A 15,793-nucleotide genomic window follows, 5' to 3' on the forward strand; every position below is an offset into this window, starting at 1 on the left:
TCCGTGCTGACGGACGCCCCCGCCCGTTCCGCCGTGGGCGGTCCCCGCCAGGCTCAGGAACGGACGAGCGGGGTGTCCACCAGGTGCTCGGCCAGGAACCAGGCCTGGAGTTCGCCGGTGCGGATGATCTGCGACACCAGCAGGTCGTTGGTGCCGTCGTCACCGAGCTCGACGGTGCGGGCAGCCGCGTCGTGGGCCTCGGTCAGGATGGTCTCGTGGGCCTCCAGCAGCCGCGAGAGCATCGCCGGGACCTCTTCGACACCGTCCGGCGGGCGCGGGATCGACGTGATCTCGGCGACGTGCCGGGGGTCGCCCACCGCGACGCCGCCCAGGGTCTGGACGCGCTCGGCGATGGTGTCGACCAGTTCCAGCTGCTCGCCGGCGTGCTTGTCCAGGAGCAGGTGCAGCTGGTAGAAGGTCGCGCCCCGCATGATCCAGTGGTGCTTCTTGTAGAGGCCGTAGAGGATCTGGGTGTCGGCCAGCACCTTGTTCAGGCGCTGGCAGGAGTACATGCGCGCCTCGTAGGACAGGGCGATGGGGAACTGCTTGACAGTGCCGAACTCCTGGATGACCGCGCCCTTCTGGTGCAGCCAGGGCTGGCTGCTCGGGGGCTGGGTTCCGGTGGTCATGACGTGCCTCCTGCGGATGGCGTGCTTGCGTACGTGGTCGACGCTAGGTGCCGAACCGGGGGGCGCGTTGCCCGGGAGTGCACGCATTGGTGCTCGTCAGCGCACCGGGCGCTACATCGGGCGGGTCACTCGCTGCCGGCCGTGAGCTGCTCCACGACACGGTCGAGATCGATGTGGCGGTGTTCGGTGCCCGGCGGCACCAGTACCTCGGTACGGTGCAGGAAGGCCGTGACGGAGGCGCTCGCCAGGTCCAGGAGCGCCGATCCGGCCCGCGTCCTGAGCAGGACGCGGATCGATCCGGGCCGGCCCTGGTGCCGCGGGTAGACCACCACGTCCCCGGACCCAGTGGGCCGGCGCAGCCCCTGGGCGAGGAGGGAGCGGGCGAAGACCCACTCGACGCAGAGCGCGGAGGGCGCGCCCAGGGCCAGGCACACGGCGTAGGGATCCGCCGCGGAGTACCTCAGTTCGGCCGGGACCGGTATCGGCAGTTCGTCGGCCACGGTGACGCGGACGCTGGTCTTGCATACGATCGGGTCCTCGTCCGCGGCCCCGGCAGGATCGTGTCTCATGCCGTCCCCCTGTCTGCGACGGTTCGGTTCGGTGTGTCGGCCCGCGCTCTGACGGGCCGGGGTGCTGACGACGGTACGGCGGGTCCGGGGGAGTGGCTTGCCGACGAGCGCACGGGTTGTTGTCCGAAGAAGAAGCGCCTCGGCGCGGCCTGTGCGTCCGGCGCGCGGACGGTTCGCGGGGATCCTGGAGCCCTGTCCGCCTGGCTATCGGGCCGGTCCGGCCGGATGATGGTTGAATGTAGAACAATTACTGGTGGAGAGGTGATCCCGATGAGCAATGTCGAGACGGAGCCCGTCGAAGTACGCTGCGGCACCGAGGCGGACGGCGGGCCGTCGGCCGGGACGCCACGGGTCGACGTGCTGACCCCGCGTGACGTACCCCTGGGCGGCCCGCGCGCGATGACCGTGCGGCGCACCCTGCCGCAGCGCGCCCGGACCCTGATCGGCGCCTGGTGCTTCGCCGACCACTACGGCCCCGACGACGTCGCCGAGACCGGCGGGATGGACGTCGCCCCGCACCCCCACACCGGGCTCCAGACCGTGAGCTGGCTCTTCAGCGGGGAGATCGAGCACCGCGACAGCCTGGGCAGCCACGCCCTCGTACGGCCCGGCGAACTGAACCTCATGACCGGCGGGTACGGCATCAGCCACTCCGAGGTCTCCACCCCGCGCACCACCGTCCTGCACGGCGTCCAGCTCTGGGTGGCGCTGCCCGAGGAGCACCGCGCCACCGCCCGGGACTTCCGGCACCACGTCCCCGAGCCCGTACGGACCGACGGCGCCGAGATCCGGGTCTTCCTCGGCTCCCTCGCCGGCAGCACCTCCCCGGTGCCGGCCTTCACCCCCCTGCTCGGCGCCGAGATCGTCCTTGAGCCGCACGCGTCGGTCACGCTCGCCGTGGACCCCGGGTTCGAGCACGGTCTCCTGGTCGACCAGGGCGCCGTCCGCCTCGCCGACGTCCTGCTGAAGCCGGCCGAGCTGGGCTACGTCCACCCGGGCCCCGGCACGCTGACCCTGACCAACGAGTCGGACGACATCGCGCGGACGGTCCTCCTCGGCGGAACTCCCTTCGAGGAGGAGATCGTCATGTGGTGGAATTTCATCGGCCGGAGTCACGAGGATATTGTCAGGGCCCGCGAGGAATGGCAGAACTCCTCCGATCGCTTCGGCGCCGTCGAAGGATATCCGGGAGACCGTCTTCCCGCCCCCGTCCTGCCGAATGCCACCATCACTCCGCGCAGGAATCCGCCGCGTCACTGACGCCAATCGAAAGGCACCCCATGAGCCAGCCTTCCGCCACCCCGGTCGTCGAGCGTGTGGACGCCAGGAATCGCTACGAGATACTCGTCGACGGCAAGCGTGCCGGGCTGACCGCCTACCGCGACCGCGACGCGCAGCGCGTCTTCTACCACACCGAGGTCGACGACGCCTTCGCCGGACAGGGCCTGGCCTCCCAGCTCGTCCAGGAGGCACTCACCGACGTACGGGAATCCGGGAAGCGGATCGTGCCCGTCTGCCCGTACGTGGCGAAGTTCCTCAAGCGGCACGAGGAGTTCGCCGACCTCGTCGACCCCGTGACGCCCGACGTCCTGCGGTGGCTGGAGACCGAACTGGGCTGACCGCCACCCTCCGGCCGCCGGCCCTCCAGGGCCGGCGGCCGGCTGTCCGCGCAGCGCACCACCTCTGGCCCCACAGCGCACACTGCCCGTGTTCCTCTCGCCCCGCGACGCCTCCGCGGTTAGTGTCCGAGTAGTCGAATTCCACCGGCGTGGTGTTCCCCGTGAACCGCCACGCAGCGACGGGCCGAATATCCCGCACGCGTTCGCTGCCGGGTCAGGCCGTCGCCTGGTCAATTCCCGCCCCCACGCGAACGAGGTGTTGTTGTGGAGCGATGGACAAGGCGCGAGGACGAACGGCTGCTCACCGGCAAAGGCCGGTACGTCGCCGATATTCACGTGCCGGGATGCCTGGACGCCGCATTTGTGAGAAGCAAGGTCGCCCACGGCTCGCTGCGGAGCGTGGACTGTGCCGCGGCGCGTGACGTGCCCGGTGTCGTGGGCGCCTGGTCGGCCGCGGACCTGCCGGACCTGCCGCCGGTTCCGTACACCCTGCTCGCCCGGCTGTCGACGGAGGAAGCGGTCGCCGGCCGGGAGTGGCCGGCGCTGGTCAAGGACCGGGTGCGCTATCCGGGCGAGGCGCTGGCGGTCGTCCTCGGCGAGGACCGCTACCGGGCCGAGGACGGGGCCGCCGAGGTCACCGCCGTGGTCGATCCGCTGCCCGCCGTGGTCACACCGTCCGCGGCCCTGGACGACTCCGTCCGCCTGTTCGACGGCCTCAGTAACACCGCCCTGCGGGGCGAGGCCGGCGCGCCCATCGACCCGGCCGTCTGGCAGGACGCCGCCGCCGTGGTCGAGGCCACCTACCGGCAGCAACTGCTCATGCCCAGCCCCATGGAGTGCCGCACGATCCTCGCCGTACCCGAGGGGGACCGGCTGACCGTGTGGTCGGGGCACCAGATGCCGCACCGGCTGCGCCGCGAACTCGCCGCGCTGCTCGGCTGGTCCGCCGACCGCATCCGGGTCGTCGTCCCGGACACCGGAGGCGCCTTCGGCTCCAAGAGCGCCGCCTTCCCCGAGTTCGTGGTCGTCGCCTACCTGGCCGTCACGCTCGGCCGGCCGGTGCGCTGGATCGAGGACCGCCTGGAGTCCATGCTCGTCGCCACCCGCGGCCGGGGCCAGGACCAGACCGTCCGGCTCGCCGCCGACGCCGAAGGGCGCCTGCTGGCCTACGAGTTGACGATCAACGCGGACGTCGGCGCCTATCCGCACCTCGGCGTGGGACTGCCCATGCAGACGGCCTGGATGGCGCCCGGCGCGTACACCACCCCGCACGTCCACGCGACCCTGCGCTCGGTGCTCACCAACACCATGGTGACCTACCCCTACCGCGGTGCCGGACGCCCCGAGGCCGCCATCGCCATCGAACGCACCATGGACCTGCTCGCCCGGCGGCTCGGCGTCGACCCGATCGAACTGCGGCGGCGCAACTTCATCCCGCCCGACGCCTTCCCGTACGACACCCCCACCGGCCGCCGCTACGACAGCGGGAACTACGCCGCCGCACTGGACCTCGCGCTGGAGACGGTCGGCTACACGGAGTGGCGCGCGGAACAGGCCCGCCGCCGCAGCGACCCGGACGCGCTGCCGCTCGGCATCGGCGTCTCCTGCTACGTGGAACGCTCGGGCGGCGAACCCGGCGGACTGCACGAGTTCGGCAGCCTGGAGGTCCACGAGGACGGCACCGTCACCGCCCGCTGCGGCGCCGCCCCCAGCGGCCAGGGGCACGAGACGGTCTTCCCGGCGCTCGTCGCCAAGACCCTCGGCATCCCCGAGGCGCAGGTCCGTCTCGTCGAGGGCGACACGGACGAACAGCCCGAAGGACTGGGCTCCTTCGCCAGCCGGTCGGCACAGGTCGACGGCGCGATGTTCCAGCAGACGGCCGGCCTCCTGATCGAGCAGGCGCGCGAGCGGGCGGCGCGGCTGTGGGACCTGCCGGTCGACAAGGTCGCGTGGGCCGACGGCTCCGTCCACACGACCTCCGGCGATTCGGCCGTCCTGGGCCTGGCCGAACTCGTCAAGGCGACCGGGCCGCTTCGCGTCGAGAGCCGCTACGAGGCCGGCATGGCCTTCCCCTTCGGCGCGCACGTCGCCGTGACCGAGGTGGACCCCGACCTCGGCACCGTGAACGTCCTGCGGCTCGTCGCCGTGGACGACTGCGGTGTCGTCCTCAACCCCACCGTGGTGCACGGACAGGCGTACGGATCCGCCGTCCAGGGCATCGGCCAGGCCCTCTACGAAGGCATGACGTTCGACGCGGACGGCGTGCCGCACCTGGCGAGCGGATTCCTGGACTACCTGCTGCCCACGTACACGGAGATCCCGCCCATCGAGATCAAGGACACCTGCACCCCCAGCCCCAGCACCCCGCTGGGCGCCAAGGGAGCGGGGGAGTCGGGCTGCATCGGCACCCCGGCCGCCATTGTCAACGCCGTGGCCGACGCCCTGCGGATCGCCGATCCCGACCTGCTCCAGATGCCGCTCACGCCGGACAGCGTCTGGCGGGCGGCCCGCGCCCCGAAGCACGAGGAAGGTGTCCGGTGAAACCCGCGTCCTTCGACTACGCCGTCCCCCGCACGGTCGCCGAGGCCGTCCAGGCGCTCGGCGACACCGACCGCACGGCCCAGGTGCTCGCCGGCGGGCAGAGCCTGATCCTGGAGATGCACCTGCAACGCATCCGGCCGCAGCTCGTCGTCGACATCAACCGCATCCCGGAACTCGACGGCATGCGCGTCGACGGTGACGAACTGCGCGTCGGCGCCCTCGTCCGGCACGCGACCTTCGAGTCGGCCGACGCCGTCCCCGGCCCGCTCGGCACCCTGCTGTCCCGGGCCGTCGTCAACATCGCCCACCCGCCCATCCGTTCCCGGGGAACCATGGCCGGCAGCTTCGGCTGGGCCCACCCCGCCTCGGAGTGGTGCGCCATCGGCGTCGCCCTCGACGCCACCGTCGAGGTCACCGGTCCCGACGGCGCCCGCTCCATCCCGGCGCGGGACTACTTCCTCGGGCCGTACCGCACCGCGCGCCGGCCGCAGGAGCTGATCACCGCCGTACGCCTGCCGCTGCTCGGCGAGAACACCGGCGTCGGCTTCATCGAGCACCGCCGCACGCACTTCTGCTTCGCCCAGGTCGCGGTCGCGGCGGCCCTCACCGTGACCGACGGCGTGATCAGCGACGCACGCATCGGACTGGTCAACTCCGCCGACCGCCCCCTGCGGGCCCGCGCCGCCGAACAGGCCCTGATCGGCGCCGACTTCGCACCGCTCCCCGAGGGGCCCCGGCTCCCCGACGACCATCCGTTCGCCCGCGCCGGCCGGGCCGCGGCCCAGGAGGACGCCGCACCGCTCGCCGAACCGTACGCCGACGTGGAGTACAAGCGGCAGGCCATCGCCGTCCTGGTCGGCAGGACACTCACCGAGGCGGCGACCGACCTGCGCTCGCGTCTCGCCCCACGACAGGGAGGCCCCCGATGAAGATCACGCTCACCGTGAACGGCACCGCGCACGCCCTCGACGTCGAACCCCGCCGCCTGCTCGCCGACGTCCTCCGCGACGACCTGGGCCTCACGGGCACCCACCTGGGCTGCGAGCACGGCATCTGCGGGGCGTGCAGCGTGCTCATGGACGGCGAGGCGGTCCGCGCCTGTCTGGTACTGGCCGTACAGTGCGACGGCCGCTCGATCCGCACGGTCGAGGGCCTCGCCGGGCCCGACGGCGAACCCCACCCGCTGCAACGGGCGTTCTCCGCCGAGCACGCGCTCCAGTGCGGCTTCTGCACCCCCGGCTTCCTCATGGTGGCCGCCGGAGCGCTCGACGCCGACCCCGACCTCGCCGACAAGCCCGACGCCATCGAAGGCGTCGTCGGCTCCAACATCTGCCGGTGCACCGGCTACGAACCCATCCGGCGCGCCATCGCCCGCGCGGCCCGGGAAAAGCGGGAGACCACCGCCTGACACGCGCCGGCCCCGCGCGGACCGCCCCTCACCCGGGGCGGTCCCGGACCGACCGAGGAGACACACATGAACGGTGACATCCGTGCCGGAGTGATCGACGTGCACGCCCACTGGCTGCCCCGCGATCTGCTCCCCCTGCCGCCCGGGAACCCGCTCGGCGGCATGAACGACCGCGACGGCGAACTCTTCCTGGGCGACGTCCCGCTGTCGTTCCCGACCACCGCGATGACCGACATCGACACCATCGTCGCCGACACCCTGAAGGCCGGACTCGGCGCGCGCGTCATCTCCGCACCCCCCTTCGCCTTCCCCGTGCACGCCCCCGCCGAGGCCGACGACTACATCGCCGCCTACAACGAACAACTCGCCCACGCCGTCTCCCGCACGGAGGGCACCCTCGTCGGACTCGGACTGGTCCGGCTGGACGACGCCGACGCCGCCCGCAGGGAACTGACCCGGCTCGCCGCCGCCGACGGCATCGCGGGCATCGCGGTCCCGCCCGTGGTCGACGGCCGCTCCTACGACCGGGGCGTCCCCCGGCAGATCCTCGGCATCGCCGCCGAACTGGGCCTGTCCGTCCTCGTCCACCCGATGCAACTGCCGCGCGCCGAATGGGACCACCACTACCTCGTCAACCTCATCGGCAACCCGGTGGAGAGCACGACCGCCGTGGCCGGGGTCCTGCTCGGCGGCGTCCTGGAGGAGTTCCCCGGCCTGCGGATCTGCTTCGTCCACGGCGGCGGCTGCGCGCCCGCGCTGCTGGGCCGGTGGGGACACGGCTGGCGCACCCGCGACGACGTGCGCCGCGGCAGCAGCCGCCCCCCGGCCGAGTCCTTCGGCCTGCTCTACTTCGACACGATCACCCACGACCCCGAGGCCCTCGCGCTGCTGCGGGCCCACGCCTCGCCCGACCGGATCGTGTGCGGCAGCGACTACCCCTTCGACATGGCACAACCCGACCCGGTCGGCTTCCCGCTGGCGCACGGCATCGACGCCGCGACGCTCGAAGCGAACGGCCGCCGGTTCCTCGGGCTGACCACGGCGAACCACGGCTGACGGCAGATCGGAGAGATCCCATGCGAGACCTGGCACCCCGCCTGCTGGAGTGGCAGGCCGCCGGAGCCCGCTGCGCCCTCGCGAGCGTCGTCGCCGTCCGGGGCAGCGCACCGCTGCGCCCCGGAGCGGCGCTGTGCGTCCACGAGGACGGCACGGCCCTCGGCAGTGTGTCGGGAGGCTGCGTCGAAGGCTCCGTCTACGACCTGGCCCGTGAGGTGCTGGACTCGGGCGAGGCGCGGTGCGTGTCCTTCGGGTACGCCGACGACGACGCGTTCGCGGTGGGGCTGATGTGCGGAGGCGAGATCGACGTCTTCGTCCAGGCCGTCGACGACGCCACGGCACGGGTCCTCGGCGCCGCCGCACTGGCCGCGGCGGCGCGGCGCCCGGTCGTCGTGGCGCGCGTACTGCCGGGACCCGACGCGGACGCCGGCTCCCTCGCCGTGTGGCGGGACGGCCACCTGGGCAGCACCGGCGACCCCGCCCTGGACCTCGCCGTCCTCGCCGACGCCCGCCGCATGCTCGACCGGGACGGCACCGCCGTACGGACGTACCAGGCCGGTGCGTCACGGACGTACGAGGCCGGCGTGTCCCGTTCCCCCGAGGCCGGCGCGCCGAGCGAGTCGCGGGCCCCGCGCGTGCTGTTCGAGGCATGGACCCCGTCGCCCCGGCTGCTGGTGTTCGGCGCCAACGCCCACGCCGCCGCGGTGAGCCGGATCGGTGCCCTCCTCGGCTACCACGTCACGGTCTGCGACGCCCGGGCCACCTTCACCACACCCGAGCGCTTCCCGGACGCCGACGAGGTCGTGGTCGACTGGCCCCACCGGTACCTGGCGGCCACGGAGACCGACCACCGGACCGTGGTGTGCGTGATGACGCACGACCCGAAGTTCGACGTCCCCGTCCTCGCCGAAGCCCTCGGCCGCCCCCTGGCCTACGTCGGAGCGCTCGGCTCCCGCCGCGTCCAGGCACGCAGGCGGGAGGACCTCGTCGCGGCCGGCGTGGCCCCCGACGCCCTCGCGCGGTTGCACGCGCCCCTCGGTCTCGACCTGGGCGCGTCGACCCCCGAGGAGACCGCCGTGTCCTTCGCCGCGGAGCTCATCGCCGTCCGCTCCGGCCGCACCGCCCACCCGCTCTCCCTGCTGGACGGGCCCATCCACCCGACCGCCGCCAAGGAGCGCCCCGGCGTCGCCGAGGCCCGGTGCGCTGCCGGAACCGATCCGGTGCGCGGACGGACAACCACGGCGCTCCGCGCTCGCTAGCGTGGGCCGGGCGTGAGGCAGGCCCTCCGTGCCCCCGCCCGGAGGGTCGTGCCGCAAGGCCCGAACCCGAGGAGTCCCATGGCCAAGCAGACCATCGCCGAACAGTACGTCGACCTCATGGCGCGCGCCGGTGTGCGCCGCATGTACGGCGTGGTCGGAGACAGCCTGAACCCCGTCGTCGACGCGGTCCGGCGGCACGCCGACGTCGAGTGGATCCAGGTCCGCCACGAGGAGGTCGCGGCGTTCGCCGCCGGAGCGGAGGCCCAGCTCACCGGCCGGCTCGCCGCGTGCGCGGGATCGTGCGGGCCGGGCAACCTCCACCTGATCAACGGCCTGTACGACGCCCACCGCTCGATGGCGCCCGTGCTCGCGCTGGCCGCCCACATACCCAGCGGCGAGATCGGCACCGGTTACTTCCAGGAGACCCACCCCGACCGGCTGTTCGCCGAGTGCAGCCACTACTCCGAGCTGATCTCCTCACCGCGCCAGATGCCCCGCGTGGTGCAGACGGCCATCCAGCACGCCGTCGGCCGGCGCGGGGTCTCGGTCGTGGCCCTGTCCGGTGACACCGCCGCCGAGGACTCCCCGGACGCGGCACCCGAACTCGCCATGCCCCTGGACCTGCCGGCCATCCGCCCCAGCGACCAGGAGATCGCCCGGCTCACCGAGCTGGTGGACGGCGCCGAACGCGTCATGGTGTTCTGCGGCCGGGGCGTCGCCGGAGCCCACGCCGAGGTGATGGAGTTCGCCGGGAAGGTCAAGGCCCCGGTCGGCCACGCCCTGCGCGGCAAGGAACACATCCAGTACGACAACCCGTACGACGTCGGCATGTCCGGACTGCTCGGCTACGGCGCCGCGTACGAGGCCATGCACGAGTGCGACCTGCTGATCCTCCTCGGCACCGACTTCCCGTACACCGACTTCCTGCCCCGCCATGTGCGCACCGTGCAGGTCGACGTGCAGCCCGAGCGGCTCGGCCGGCGCACCCAACTCGACTTCGCCGTCTGGGGAGACGTCCGCGAGACCCTGCGCTGCCTGACGCCCGCGGTGCGGGAGAAGCAGTCGCGCCGGTTCCTCGACCGGATGCTGGAGCGGCACGCGCACGCCCTCGAAGGCGCCGTCAGCGCCTACACGCGCGACGTCGAGCGGCACACCCCCATCCACCCCGAGTACGTGGCCTCGGTGCTCGACGAGGAGGCCGCCGACGACGCCGTGTTCACCGTCGACACCGGCATGTGCTGCGTGTGGGCGGCGCGTTACCTCACGCCCAACGGCCGCCGCCGCATCCTCGGCTCCTTCGTGCACGGCTCCATGGCCAACGCGCTGCCCCAGGCCATCGGCGCCCAGTTCCTCGACCGTGGCCGGCAGGTCGTCTCGCTCTCCGGCGACGGCGGGTTCTCCATGCTCATGGGCGACTTCCTCACCCTCGTCCAGTACGACCTGCCGGTCAAGGTGGTCGTCTTCAACAACTCCTCCCTGGGCATGGTCGACCTGGAGATGATGGTCGACGGCCTGCCCCCGCACGGCACGACCTACCCGCACGCCGACTACGCCGCCATCGCCACGGCCGCCGGAGCGCGCGGCATCCGGGTGGAGCAGCCCGGTCAGGTCCGGGACGCGCTGCGAGAGGCGTTCGCCCATGACGGGCCCGCGCTGGTGGACGTCGTCACCGACCCCGCCGCGCTGGCCGTGCCCCCGAAGATCACCACCGAGCAGCTCACCGGCTTCGCCCTGTCCGCGAGCCGGACCGTCCTGAGCGGAGGCGTCGGCCGCATGCTCCACCTGGCCCGGACCAACCTCCGCAACATTCCCCGCCCCTGACCCGGCGCCCCTACGGGGCGGGCGCGGGGCCGGACCCGGCCGGTACGGCCGGCCCCGCCACGGTGTCGAAGGCATGGGTCACCTCGGGCACCGTCCCCGGCGCGAGCAGCTCACGGGCCTCCTCCTCGCGCCGGCGGTCGGTGTCCGTCCACCGGACGTGGTGCTGGGCGCGGTGTTCCGCCCAGGTACTGACCAGGTAGTTCTCGACGAAGCGCGCCGGGTCGTTGCCGTCCTGGTAGAGGCCCCAGGACAGGGCCCCCGTACGGCGCCGGGAGCGGGCGACCTGGCGCATGCGGACCGTGAACGCGGCCCGGTTCTCGGCGGGGACGCGGTAGACGACGGAGACCAGGACCGGGCCGTCGGCCTGCCCGGGCTCGAACACCAGGGGCGGAGCCGGCCAGTGGTCGGACGGCGTGGGGTTGATGCCCTCGGCGTCGTACAGCGGCCACCGGCGCACACTGGCCGCGCTGAGCAGCATCACCGCACCGGCGATCAGCAGGCACGCGCTGAGCCCGACCCAGTCGGCGACCGCGCCCCACAGCGGTGCCGCGAGCGCCTGACCGCCCTGGAACACCAGCAGGTACACGGCGAGGCCACGCGCCCTGACCCAGCCGGGCAGCCGCGTCTGCACGGCCGCGTTGAGCGTGGACAGCACCCCGATCCAGGCGAGTCCCGCCGGCAGCAGGGCGACCGCGACCACCCAGGGTGTGCGGACCGTCGCCAGCACGGCGAGCACGCCGGCGAACACCACGGCCCCGGCGGCGAGCGTGCCGTTGATGCCCAGCAGGGCGCGGACGCGCGGCAGCGCGAACGCCCCCGCCACGGCCCCCACGCCCACCGCCGCCAGCAGGACCCCGTACCCGGCCGAGCCGAGGCCGAGGGAACTGCTCGCGGTCAGCGGCAGCAGCGCCCACAGCGCGGCACCGCCGGGGATGAACAGGACCGTGCGCAGCAGCACCCGGCGGACGCCGGGCGCGTTCCACACATAGCGGCGGCCGGCGTACAGGGCCGCCAGCAGCCCTTCGTTCCCGGGGAGGGTCGCGGTCGCCGGCTCCGGGCGCCGCCATGCCATGAGGACGGCCGCGATGCCCAGGTAGGAGGCCGCATTGAAGGCGAAGACCCAGCCCGCGCCCGCCGCCGCGACCACCGCCCCGCCGAGCGCCGGGCCGACGGCACGGGCCAGGTTCACGTTCACCGCGCCCAGCGCCGCCGCCTGACCGAGCCGCCGGCGCTCCACCAGTTCCGGCTGGATCGCCTGCCACGCCGGGCCCATCAGCGCGGTGCCGCAGCCCAGCAGGAACGTGAGCACGAGCAGCACCGCCGGCGTCAGGGCGTCCAGGAACGCCAGCACGGCCAGCACACCGGACACGGCGAGCATCGCGAACTGCGCGGCCAGCAGCACCGAGCGCCGGTCGAAGCGGTCGGCGACCACCCCGGCGGGCAGGGCCAGCAGGACCACGGGAAGGCCGGCGGCGGTCTGTACGAGCGTCACCAGCGCGGCACCGTGCCCGACCAGCAGCCACTGCGCGCCCACGGTCTGCATCCAGCTACCGACGTTCGAGACCAGCTGTGCGATCCACAGGGCCCGGAAGACGCGCGCCGCGAGCGGCGCCCAGGGGGAATCGGTCGCGGCGGGTGCGGGGGCTGAAGGGGGGCTGCTCATGTCCGCGACAGTAGGGGCCGCCGCCCCGCGGCTCTTGACCATGAGCGCATGGGCTGTGATCCGGCAGCGCAGCCCCGGTCACTGTCTTGTCACTCTTTTCGCACATCCACCGGCCTACGCTCCCGGCGAGGCGGAGCCGACTGCGGATTCCCCGGCACGGCCGCTTCAAACACAGCAACGGTTCAGAGGCAAGGGCGGTTCATGTCCCGCACAGGCACATCCCTCATCGGCAGGCGCACGGTCGGCCCATCCACGGCCGGCACGTCACCGGGCAGCAGGATGCGGCGGATGCCCATGGGCCTGGACATCGTGATCAGGGACGCGGTACCCGCAGGCCTGCCCCGGGAGAGGCCGCCGAGCGCGCCGCCGGCTCCCGCCGCGGGTCCCCGGCGGCTCATCGCCCGGGAAGGCGGCGAGTACCTCTTCGTGGGGCTGCGCGGCGCCGGCGGCGTCTTACTCGGGCGGCAGTCCGCCACGGACACGGCCCTCGGCCCCGGCGACATCTGCTTCTACGACGTGCACCAGCCCCCGGTGCTGGACTTCCCCCGGCACGCCCGCCTGAAGGTCTTCCTGCTCTCGCGCCACCTGCTCGGGCTGGCCCGGTCGGACGTGCCCCGCCTCACACACGCCCCGGTCACCCCGACGTCCCGGCTGGGCGCCCTGTTCTCGCCGTTCCTGTCCGACTTCGCCGACACGGCGGCGGCCCGGTCCGCGGTCGGCGACATGCTCGCCTGGAACGCCGTGAGCCTGCTGTCCACCCTGGCCGGCGAACATCTGGCCGACCAGGCGCGGGGGCGGGAGCCGGACACCCGGGCGCCGCTGATGTCGGACATCCTGGACTTCATCGACCTGCGGCTCAGCGACACCGGCCTGTCCCCGAAGACGATCGCCCGCGCGCACCACATCTCCGTCCGCTACCTGCACAAGCTGTTCCGGGAGGAGGGCACGACGGTCGGCCGGCTCATCCAGCGCCGGCGGCTGGCCGAGTGCCGGCGCGTCCTCACCCTGCGTTCCGCGGAGAACCTGACCATCGCGGCTGTCGCGCACCGCTGGGGCTTCGCGAGCCCCACCCACTTCAGCCGTGTGTTCCGCGCCACCTACGGGATGTCGCCCAGTGAATGGCGGGAGTTGGCCGGGCGGGGCGACCGGGAGGCCGGGGGAATGCCCCGGCCTCCCGGTCCGTGACTCCTCCGTCAGGACGTCGGCTTGGTCCAGGCGGCACCGTCGGCGGACAGACGGTGGGTCATCACGGAGGTGACCGCCAGGAGCAGCAGGCACAGGCCCAGGGTGAACACGAGGTGCCCGTGCAGGACGAGTTCCGCGCCGACGAGGGCGCCGAGCAGCATGGCCACCACGGACAGGATCCGCCGGCCGGGCCTCGGCGCCGCACCGCCCGCCGCCGGCGAGTCCGCGGCCAGACCCGTGAGGGTCAGCGTCAGTACGGTCGTGGTGAGGTCCGGCACGCCGAGGCGCCGGGCGACCGCGTTCTGCAACCCCATGGCGAGCCCGAGGCACACGATGAGCGTGTACTCGACGCCGGTGGTGACCCGGCCGTCGGCGACCGCCGTGACGACGACGGTGACGGCGACCAGCACCGTCTGCGCGGCGGTGGCCGTCTTCAGCAGGTTCCCGCGGTGCCCCGCGAACCGGGTTCCCAGCCGGCCGCCGGTCAGCGCGCCGGCGAGGAAGGCCGCCAGCGCGACGACGGAGGCGAGCACGGACAGGGTCTGGGCACCTGCCAGGGCGAAGCCGAGGAACACCACGTTGCCCGTCATGTTGGCGACGAAGACGTGGCCCAGTGCCAGATAGCTCACCGCGTCGACCAGACCGGTCACCACGGTCAGGGTGAGCATCAGGGGAGGCAGCGGGCCGTGCCGGTCGCCCTTGGGCGGGACGAGCGTGTGGGCCGCGTCAGTCAGCAGGCTGCGCATAGGTCTTTCCTTCCGGTACCAGGGGCGGGCGGTGCAGCACGAGCCGGGTCAGCAGCCCGCTCGCCGGGCCGATCACGATCGCGGCGACCGCGACCCACACCCTCCACGGTGTGATGCCCAGCGCGTGGTCGAGGGACCACGCGCCGGGCCCCGTGAGGGCCAGCGCCGCGGAGACGACCACGAGGACCAGCGGGTACTCGTAGCCGTCGTTCTGCACCCACAGGCCCTTGGGCCGCTTGACGGTGCCCGCGACCGTCATCACGCCCATGGCGGCCATCGCCGCCAGGGGCGTGAGCAGACCGGCGGTCAGGAACAGGCCGGCCCCGATCTGGCTGACGCCCGCGACGACCGCGGTCAGCCGGCCCCCACGGAACCCGTCGTGCCGGAACTCCTCGGTTCCGCCTGCCAAGCCGTGGCCCCCGAGCCGGAAGCTCACCTTCTGCACCCCGTGGCCGGCGATGAGGAGTCCCGCCACCACCCGGAGGACCAGCAGTCCCGCGTCCATCTCTTCCTGCCTGTTCCTGACTCGGTCCTTGATCGCTGTGCTGGGGAGGGGATCAGCCGGCCGCGTGGCCACCGATGAAGGTCTGGGCGTACACCAGGCCGAGGCCGTAGGCGCCGCCGTGCTCCTTCACGACCTCCGTCACCGGCACGTACGTCTCGCCGCGGGCCCAGTCACGCTGGAGCTCCAGCAGCACCTGCACCCAGGTGACCGGCACGGCGCCGCCCTGGATCATGCGCTGGACGGCGTGCTCGTGGGCCTGCGGGCTGACACCGCCGGACGCGTCGGTGACGACGTACACCTCGTAGCCCTGGGCGATGGCGGAGAGCACCGGCAGCACGACGCAGACCTCGGTCCACAGACCGGCGATGACGAGCTTCTTGCGGCCGGTCGCCTTGACGGCCTCGACGAACGCGGCGTCCTCCCAGGCGTTCATCGTGGTGCGGTCGACGATCTTCTGGTCCGGGAACACGTCCGCGAGCTGCGGCAGGATCGGACCGGAGAAGGACTCGGCGGCCACGGTGCTCAGCACGACGGGCACGTCGAACACCTTGGCGGCCTTGGCCAGACCCAGGGTGGAGTTGATGATCGCGGTGCGGTCGCCGCTGCCGGTGCCGAAGAACATCTGCGGCTGGTGGTCCACGAACAGGACCGCGCAGTTGTCCGGGGTCAGCAGGTCGGGGCTGGGGGACGCGGTGACCTGGGCGATGTCGACCATGAGAGTGCCTTTCCATTCTTGAGTAACGGCGCGGACGGCGTCCGCGCCGGGCAACGACCGTCCTGGGGACGGGGTCT

General features: G+C 73.0%; 15 protein-coding genes. 9 read left to right on the top strand and 6 right to left on the bottom strand.

Translation table 11 applies throughout. The features are described 5' to 3' along the window. Window positions 1-53: 53 nt before the first annotated feature. Together IE273_RS28475 and IE273_RS28480 are read right to left on the bottom strand one after the other, a co-directional pair. Window positions 54-629, bottom strand: coding sequence for a Dps family protein (locus tag IE273_RS28475; RefSeq protein WP_189818029.1), 576 nt, complete (start codon window positions 627-629; stop codon window positions 54-56). Between the two features lie 125 nt (window positions 630-754). Then, window positions 755-1,198: an SsgA family sporulation/cell division regulator gene (locus IE273_RS28480; RefSeq protein WP_189818030.1), complete on the bottom strand. Its 444-nt coding sequence runs from the start codon at window positions 1,196-1,198 to the stop codon at window positions 755-757. 270 nt (window positions 1,199-1,468) lie between these two features. Here IE273_RS28480 and IE273_RS28485 point away from each other — a divergent pair, with 270 nt between their 5' ends. The 8 genes from IE273_RS28485 to IE273_RS28520 all read left to right on the top strand — a co-directional run bounded on the left by IE273_RS28485 (window position 1,469) and on the right by IE273_RS28520 (window position 10,902). Continuing rightward, a complete protein-coding gene (locus IE273_RS28485) occupies window positions 1,469-2,458 on the top strand; it encodes a pirin family protein (protein WP_189818031.1) in 990 nt (329 codons plus the stop codon). Window positions 2,459-2,478: 20 nt separating this feature from the next. After that, window positions 2,479-2,817: a GNAT family N-acetyltransferase gene (locus tag IE273_RS28490; protein ID WP_189818032.1), complete on the top strand. Its 339-nt coding sequence runs from the start codon at window positions 2,479-2,481 to the stop codon at window positions 2,815-2,817. 264 nt (window positions 2,818-3,081) lie between these two features. After that, window positions 3,082-5,358 (top strand): xanthine dehydrogenase family protein molybdopterin-binding subunit, encoded by a 2,277-nt coding sequence (locus IE273_RS28495; RefSeq protein WP_189818033.1) that lies wholly within the window; start codon window positions 3,082-3,084, stop codon window positions 5,356-5,358. After that, window positions 5,355-6,287, top strand: a complete 933-nt coding sequence (locus IE273_RS28500) for an FAD binding domain-containing protein (RefSeq protein ID WP_189818034.1) — start codon at window positions 5,355-5,357, stop codon at window positions 6,285-6,287. The genes IE273_RS28495 and IE273_RS28500 overlap by 4 nt, the downstream gene beginning before the upstream one ends. Then, on the top strand, window positions 6,284-6,766 hold the full coding sequence (locus IE273_RS28505; RefSeq protein ID WP_014676904.1) for a (2Fe-2S)-binding protein: 483 nt from the start codon (window positions 6,284-6,286) through the stop codon (window positions 6,764-6,766). The genes IE273_RS28500 and IE273_RS28505 overlap by 4 nt, the downstream gene beginning before the upstream one ends. 66 nt (window positions 6,767-6,832) lie before the next feature. After that, entirely contained in the window at window positions 6,833-7,822 is a 990-nt protein-coding gene (locus IE273_RS28510) for an amidohydrolase family protein (protein ID WP_189818035.1), read from the top strand. 20 nt (window positions 7,823-7,842) lie between these two features. After that, window positions 7,843-9,081 (top strand): XdhC family protein, encoded by a 1,239-nt coding sequence (locus tag IE273_RS28515; protein ID WP_189818036.1) that lies wholly within the window; start codon window positions 7,843-7,845, stop codon window positions 9,079-9,081. A 78-nt stretch (window positions 9,082-9,159) separates the two neighbouring features. Continuing rightward, window positions 9,160-10,902, top strand: a complete 1,743-nt coding sequence (locus tag IE273_RS28520) for a pyruvate dehydrogenase (RefSeq protein WP_189818037.1) — start codon at window positions 9,160-9,162, stop codon at window positions 10,900-10,902. A 10-nt stretch (window positions 10,903-10,912) separates the two neighbouring features. On the opposite strand, the gene IE273_RS28525 is transcribed toward IE273_RS28520, so the two are convergent. Then, complete coding sequence (locus IE273_RS28525) at window positions 10,913-12,565, bottom strand: MFS transporter (RefSeq protein ID WP_189818038.1); 1,653 nt, start codon at window positions 12,563-12,565, stop codon at window positions 10,913-10,915. Between the two features lie 288 nt (window positions 12,566-12,853). Between IE273_RS28525 and IE273_RS28530 the strand changes: the two genes are divergently transcribed. Beyond that, complete coding sequence (locus IE273_RS28530; protein WP_229887638.1) at window positions 12,854-13,750, top strand: AraC family transcriptional regulator; 897 nt, start codon at window positions 12,854-12,856, stop codon at window positions 13,748-13,750. Window positions 13,751-13,758: 8 nt separating this feature from the next. On the opposite strand, the gene IE273_RS28535 is transcribed toward IE273_RS28530, so the two are convergent. The 3 genes from IE273_RS28535 to IE273_RS28545 are packed head-to-tail and all read right to left on the bottom strand — an operon-like array spanning window position 13,759 to window position 15,716. Beyond that, entirely contained in the window at window positions 13,759-14,496 is a 738-nt protein-coding gene (locus tag IE273_RS28535; protein WP_189818040.1) for a YoaK family protein, read from the bottom strand. Next, window positions 14,477-15,001 carry a DoxX family protein gene (locus IE273_RS28540; protein WP_189818041.1) on the bottom strand — a complete coding sequence of 175 codons (525 nt, stop codon included), beginning with the start codon at window positions 14,999-15,001 and terminating at the stop codon, window positions 14,477-14,479. Before IE273_RS28540 ends, IE273_RS28535 begins: the two co-directional genes overlap by 20 nt. 52 nt (window positions 15,002-15,053) lie before the next feature. Next, window positions 15,054-15,716: a hydrolase gene (locus IE273_RS28545; RefSeq protein ID WP_189818042.1), complete on the bottom strand. Its 663-nt coding sequence runs from the start codon at window positions 15,714-15,716 to the stop codon at window positions 15,054-15,056. Window positions 15,717-15,793: the final 77 nt, after the last annotated feature.

Source organism: Streptomyces olivaceoviridis (assembly GCF_014650115.1).
In the GTDB taxonomy this organism is placed as follows: Bacteria; Actinomycetota; Actinomycetes; order Streptomycetales; family Streptomycetaceae; genus Streptomyces; species Streptomyces olivaceoviridis.

Excerpts from the sequence above, each read along its gene's own strand:
- IE273_RS28475 (WP_189818029.1), bottom strand. The coding sequence starts at position 629 with ATGACCACCGGAACCCAGCCCCCGAGCAGCCAGCCCTGGCTGCACCAG.
- IE273_RS28530 (WP_229887638.1), top strand. The coding sequence starts at position 12,854 with ATGCCCATGGGCCTGGACATCGTGATCAGGGACGCGGTACCCGCAGGC.
- IE273_RS28545 (WP_189818042.1), bottom strand. The coding sequence starts at position 15,716 with ATGGTCGACATCGCCCAGGTCACCGCGTCCCCCAGCCCCGACCTGCTG.
- IE273_RS28485 (WP_189818031.1), top strand. The coding sequence starts at position 1,469 with ATGAGCAATGTCGAGACGGAGCCCGTCGAAGTACGCTGCGGCACCGAG.
- IE273_RS28510 (WP_189818035.1), top strand. The coding sequence starts at position 6,833 with ATGAACGGTGACATCCGTGCCGGAGTGATCGACGTGCACGCCCACTGG.
- IE273_RS28525 (WP_189818038.1), bottom strand. The coding sequence starts at position 12,565 with ATGAGCAGCCCCCCTTCAGCCCCCGCACCCGCCGCGACCGATTCCCCC.
- IE273_RS28480 (WP_189818030.1), bottom strand. The coding sequence starts at position 1,198 with ATGAGACACGATCCTGCCGGGGCCGCGGACGAGGACCCGATCGTATGC.
- IE273_RS28515 (WP_189818036.1), top strand. The coding sequence starts at position 7,843 with ATGCGAGACCTGGCACCCCGCCTGCTGGAGTGGCAGGCCGCCGGAGCC.
- IE273_RS28490 (WP_189818032.1), top strand. The coding sequence starts at position 2,479 with ATGAGCCAGCCTTCCGCCACCCCGGTCGTCGAGCGTGTGGACGCCAGG.
- IE273_RS28520 (WP_189818037.1), top strand. The coding sequence starts at position 9,160 with ATGGCCAAGCAGACCATCGCCGAACAGTACGTCGACCTCATGGCGCGC.
- IE273_RS28535 (WP_189818040.1), bottom strand. The coding sequence starts at position 14,496 with ATGCGCAGCCTGCTGACTGACGCGGCCCACACGCTCGTCCCGCCCAAG.
- IE273_RS28540 (WP_189818041.1), bottom strand. The coding sequence starts at position 15,001 with ATGGACGCGGGACTGCTGGTCCTCCGGGTGGTGGCGGGACTCCTCATC.
- IE273_RS28505 (WP_014676904.1), top strand. The coding sequence starts at position 6,284 with ATGAAGATCACGCTCACCGTGAACGGCACCGCGCACGCCCTCGACGTC.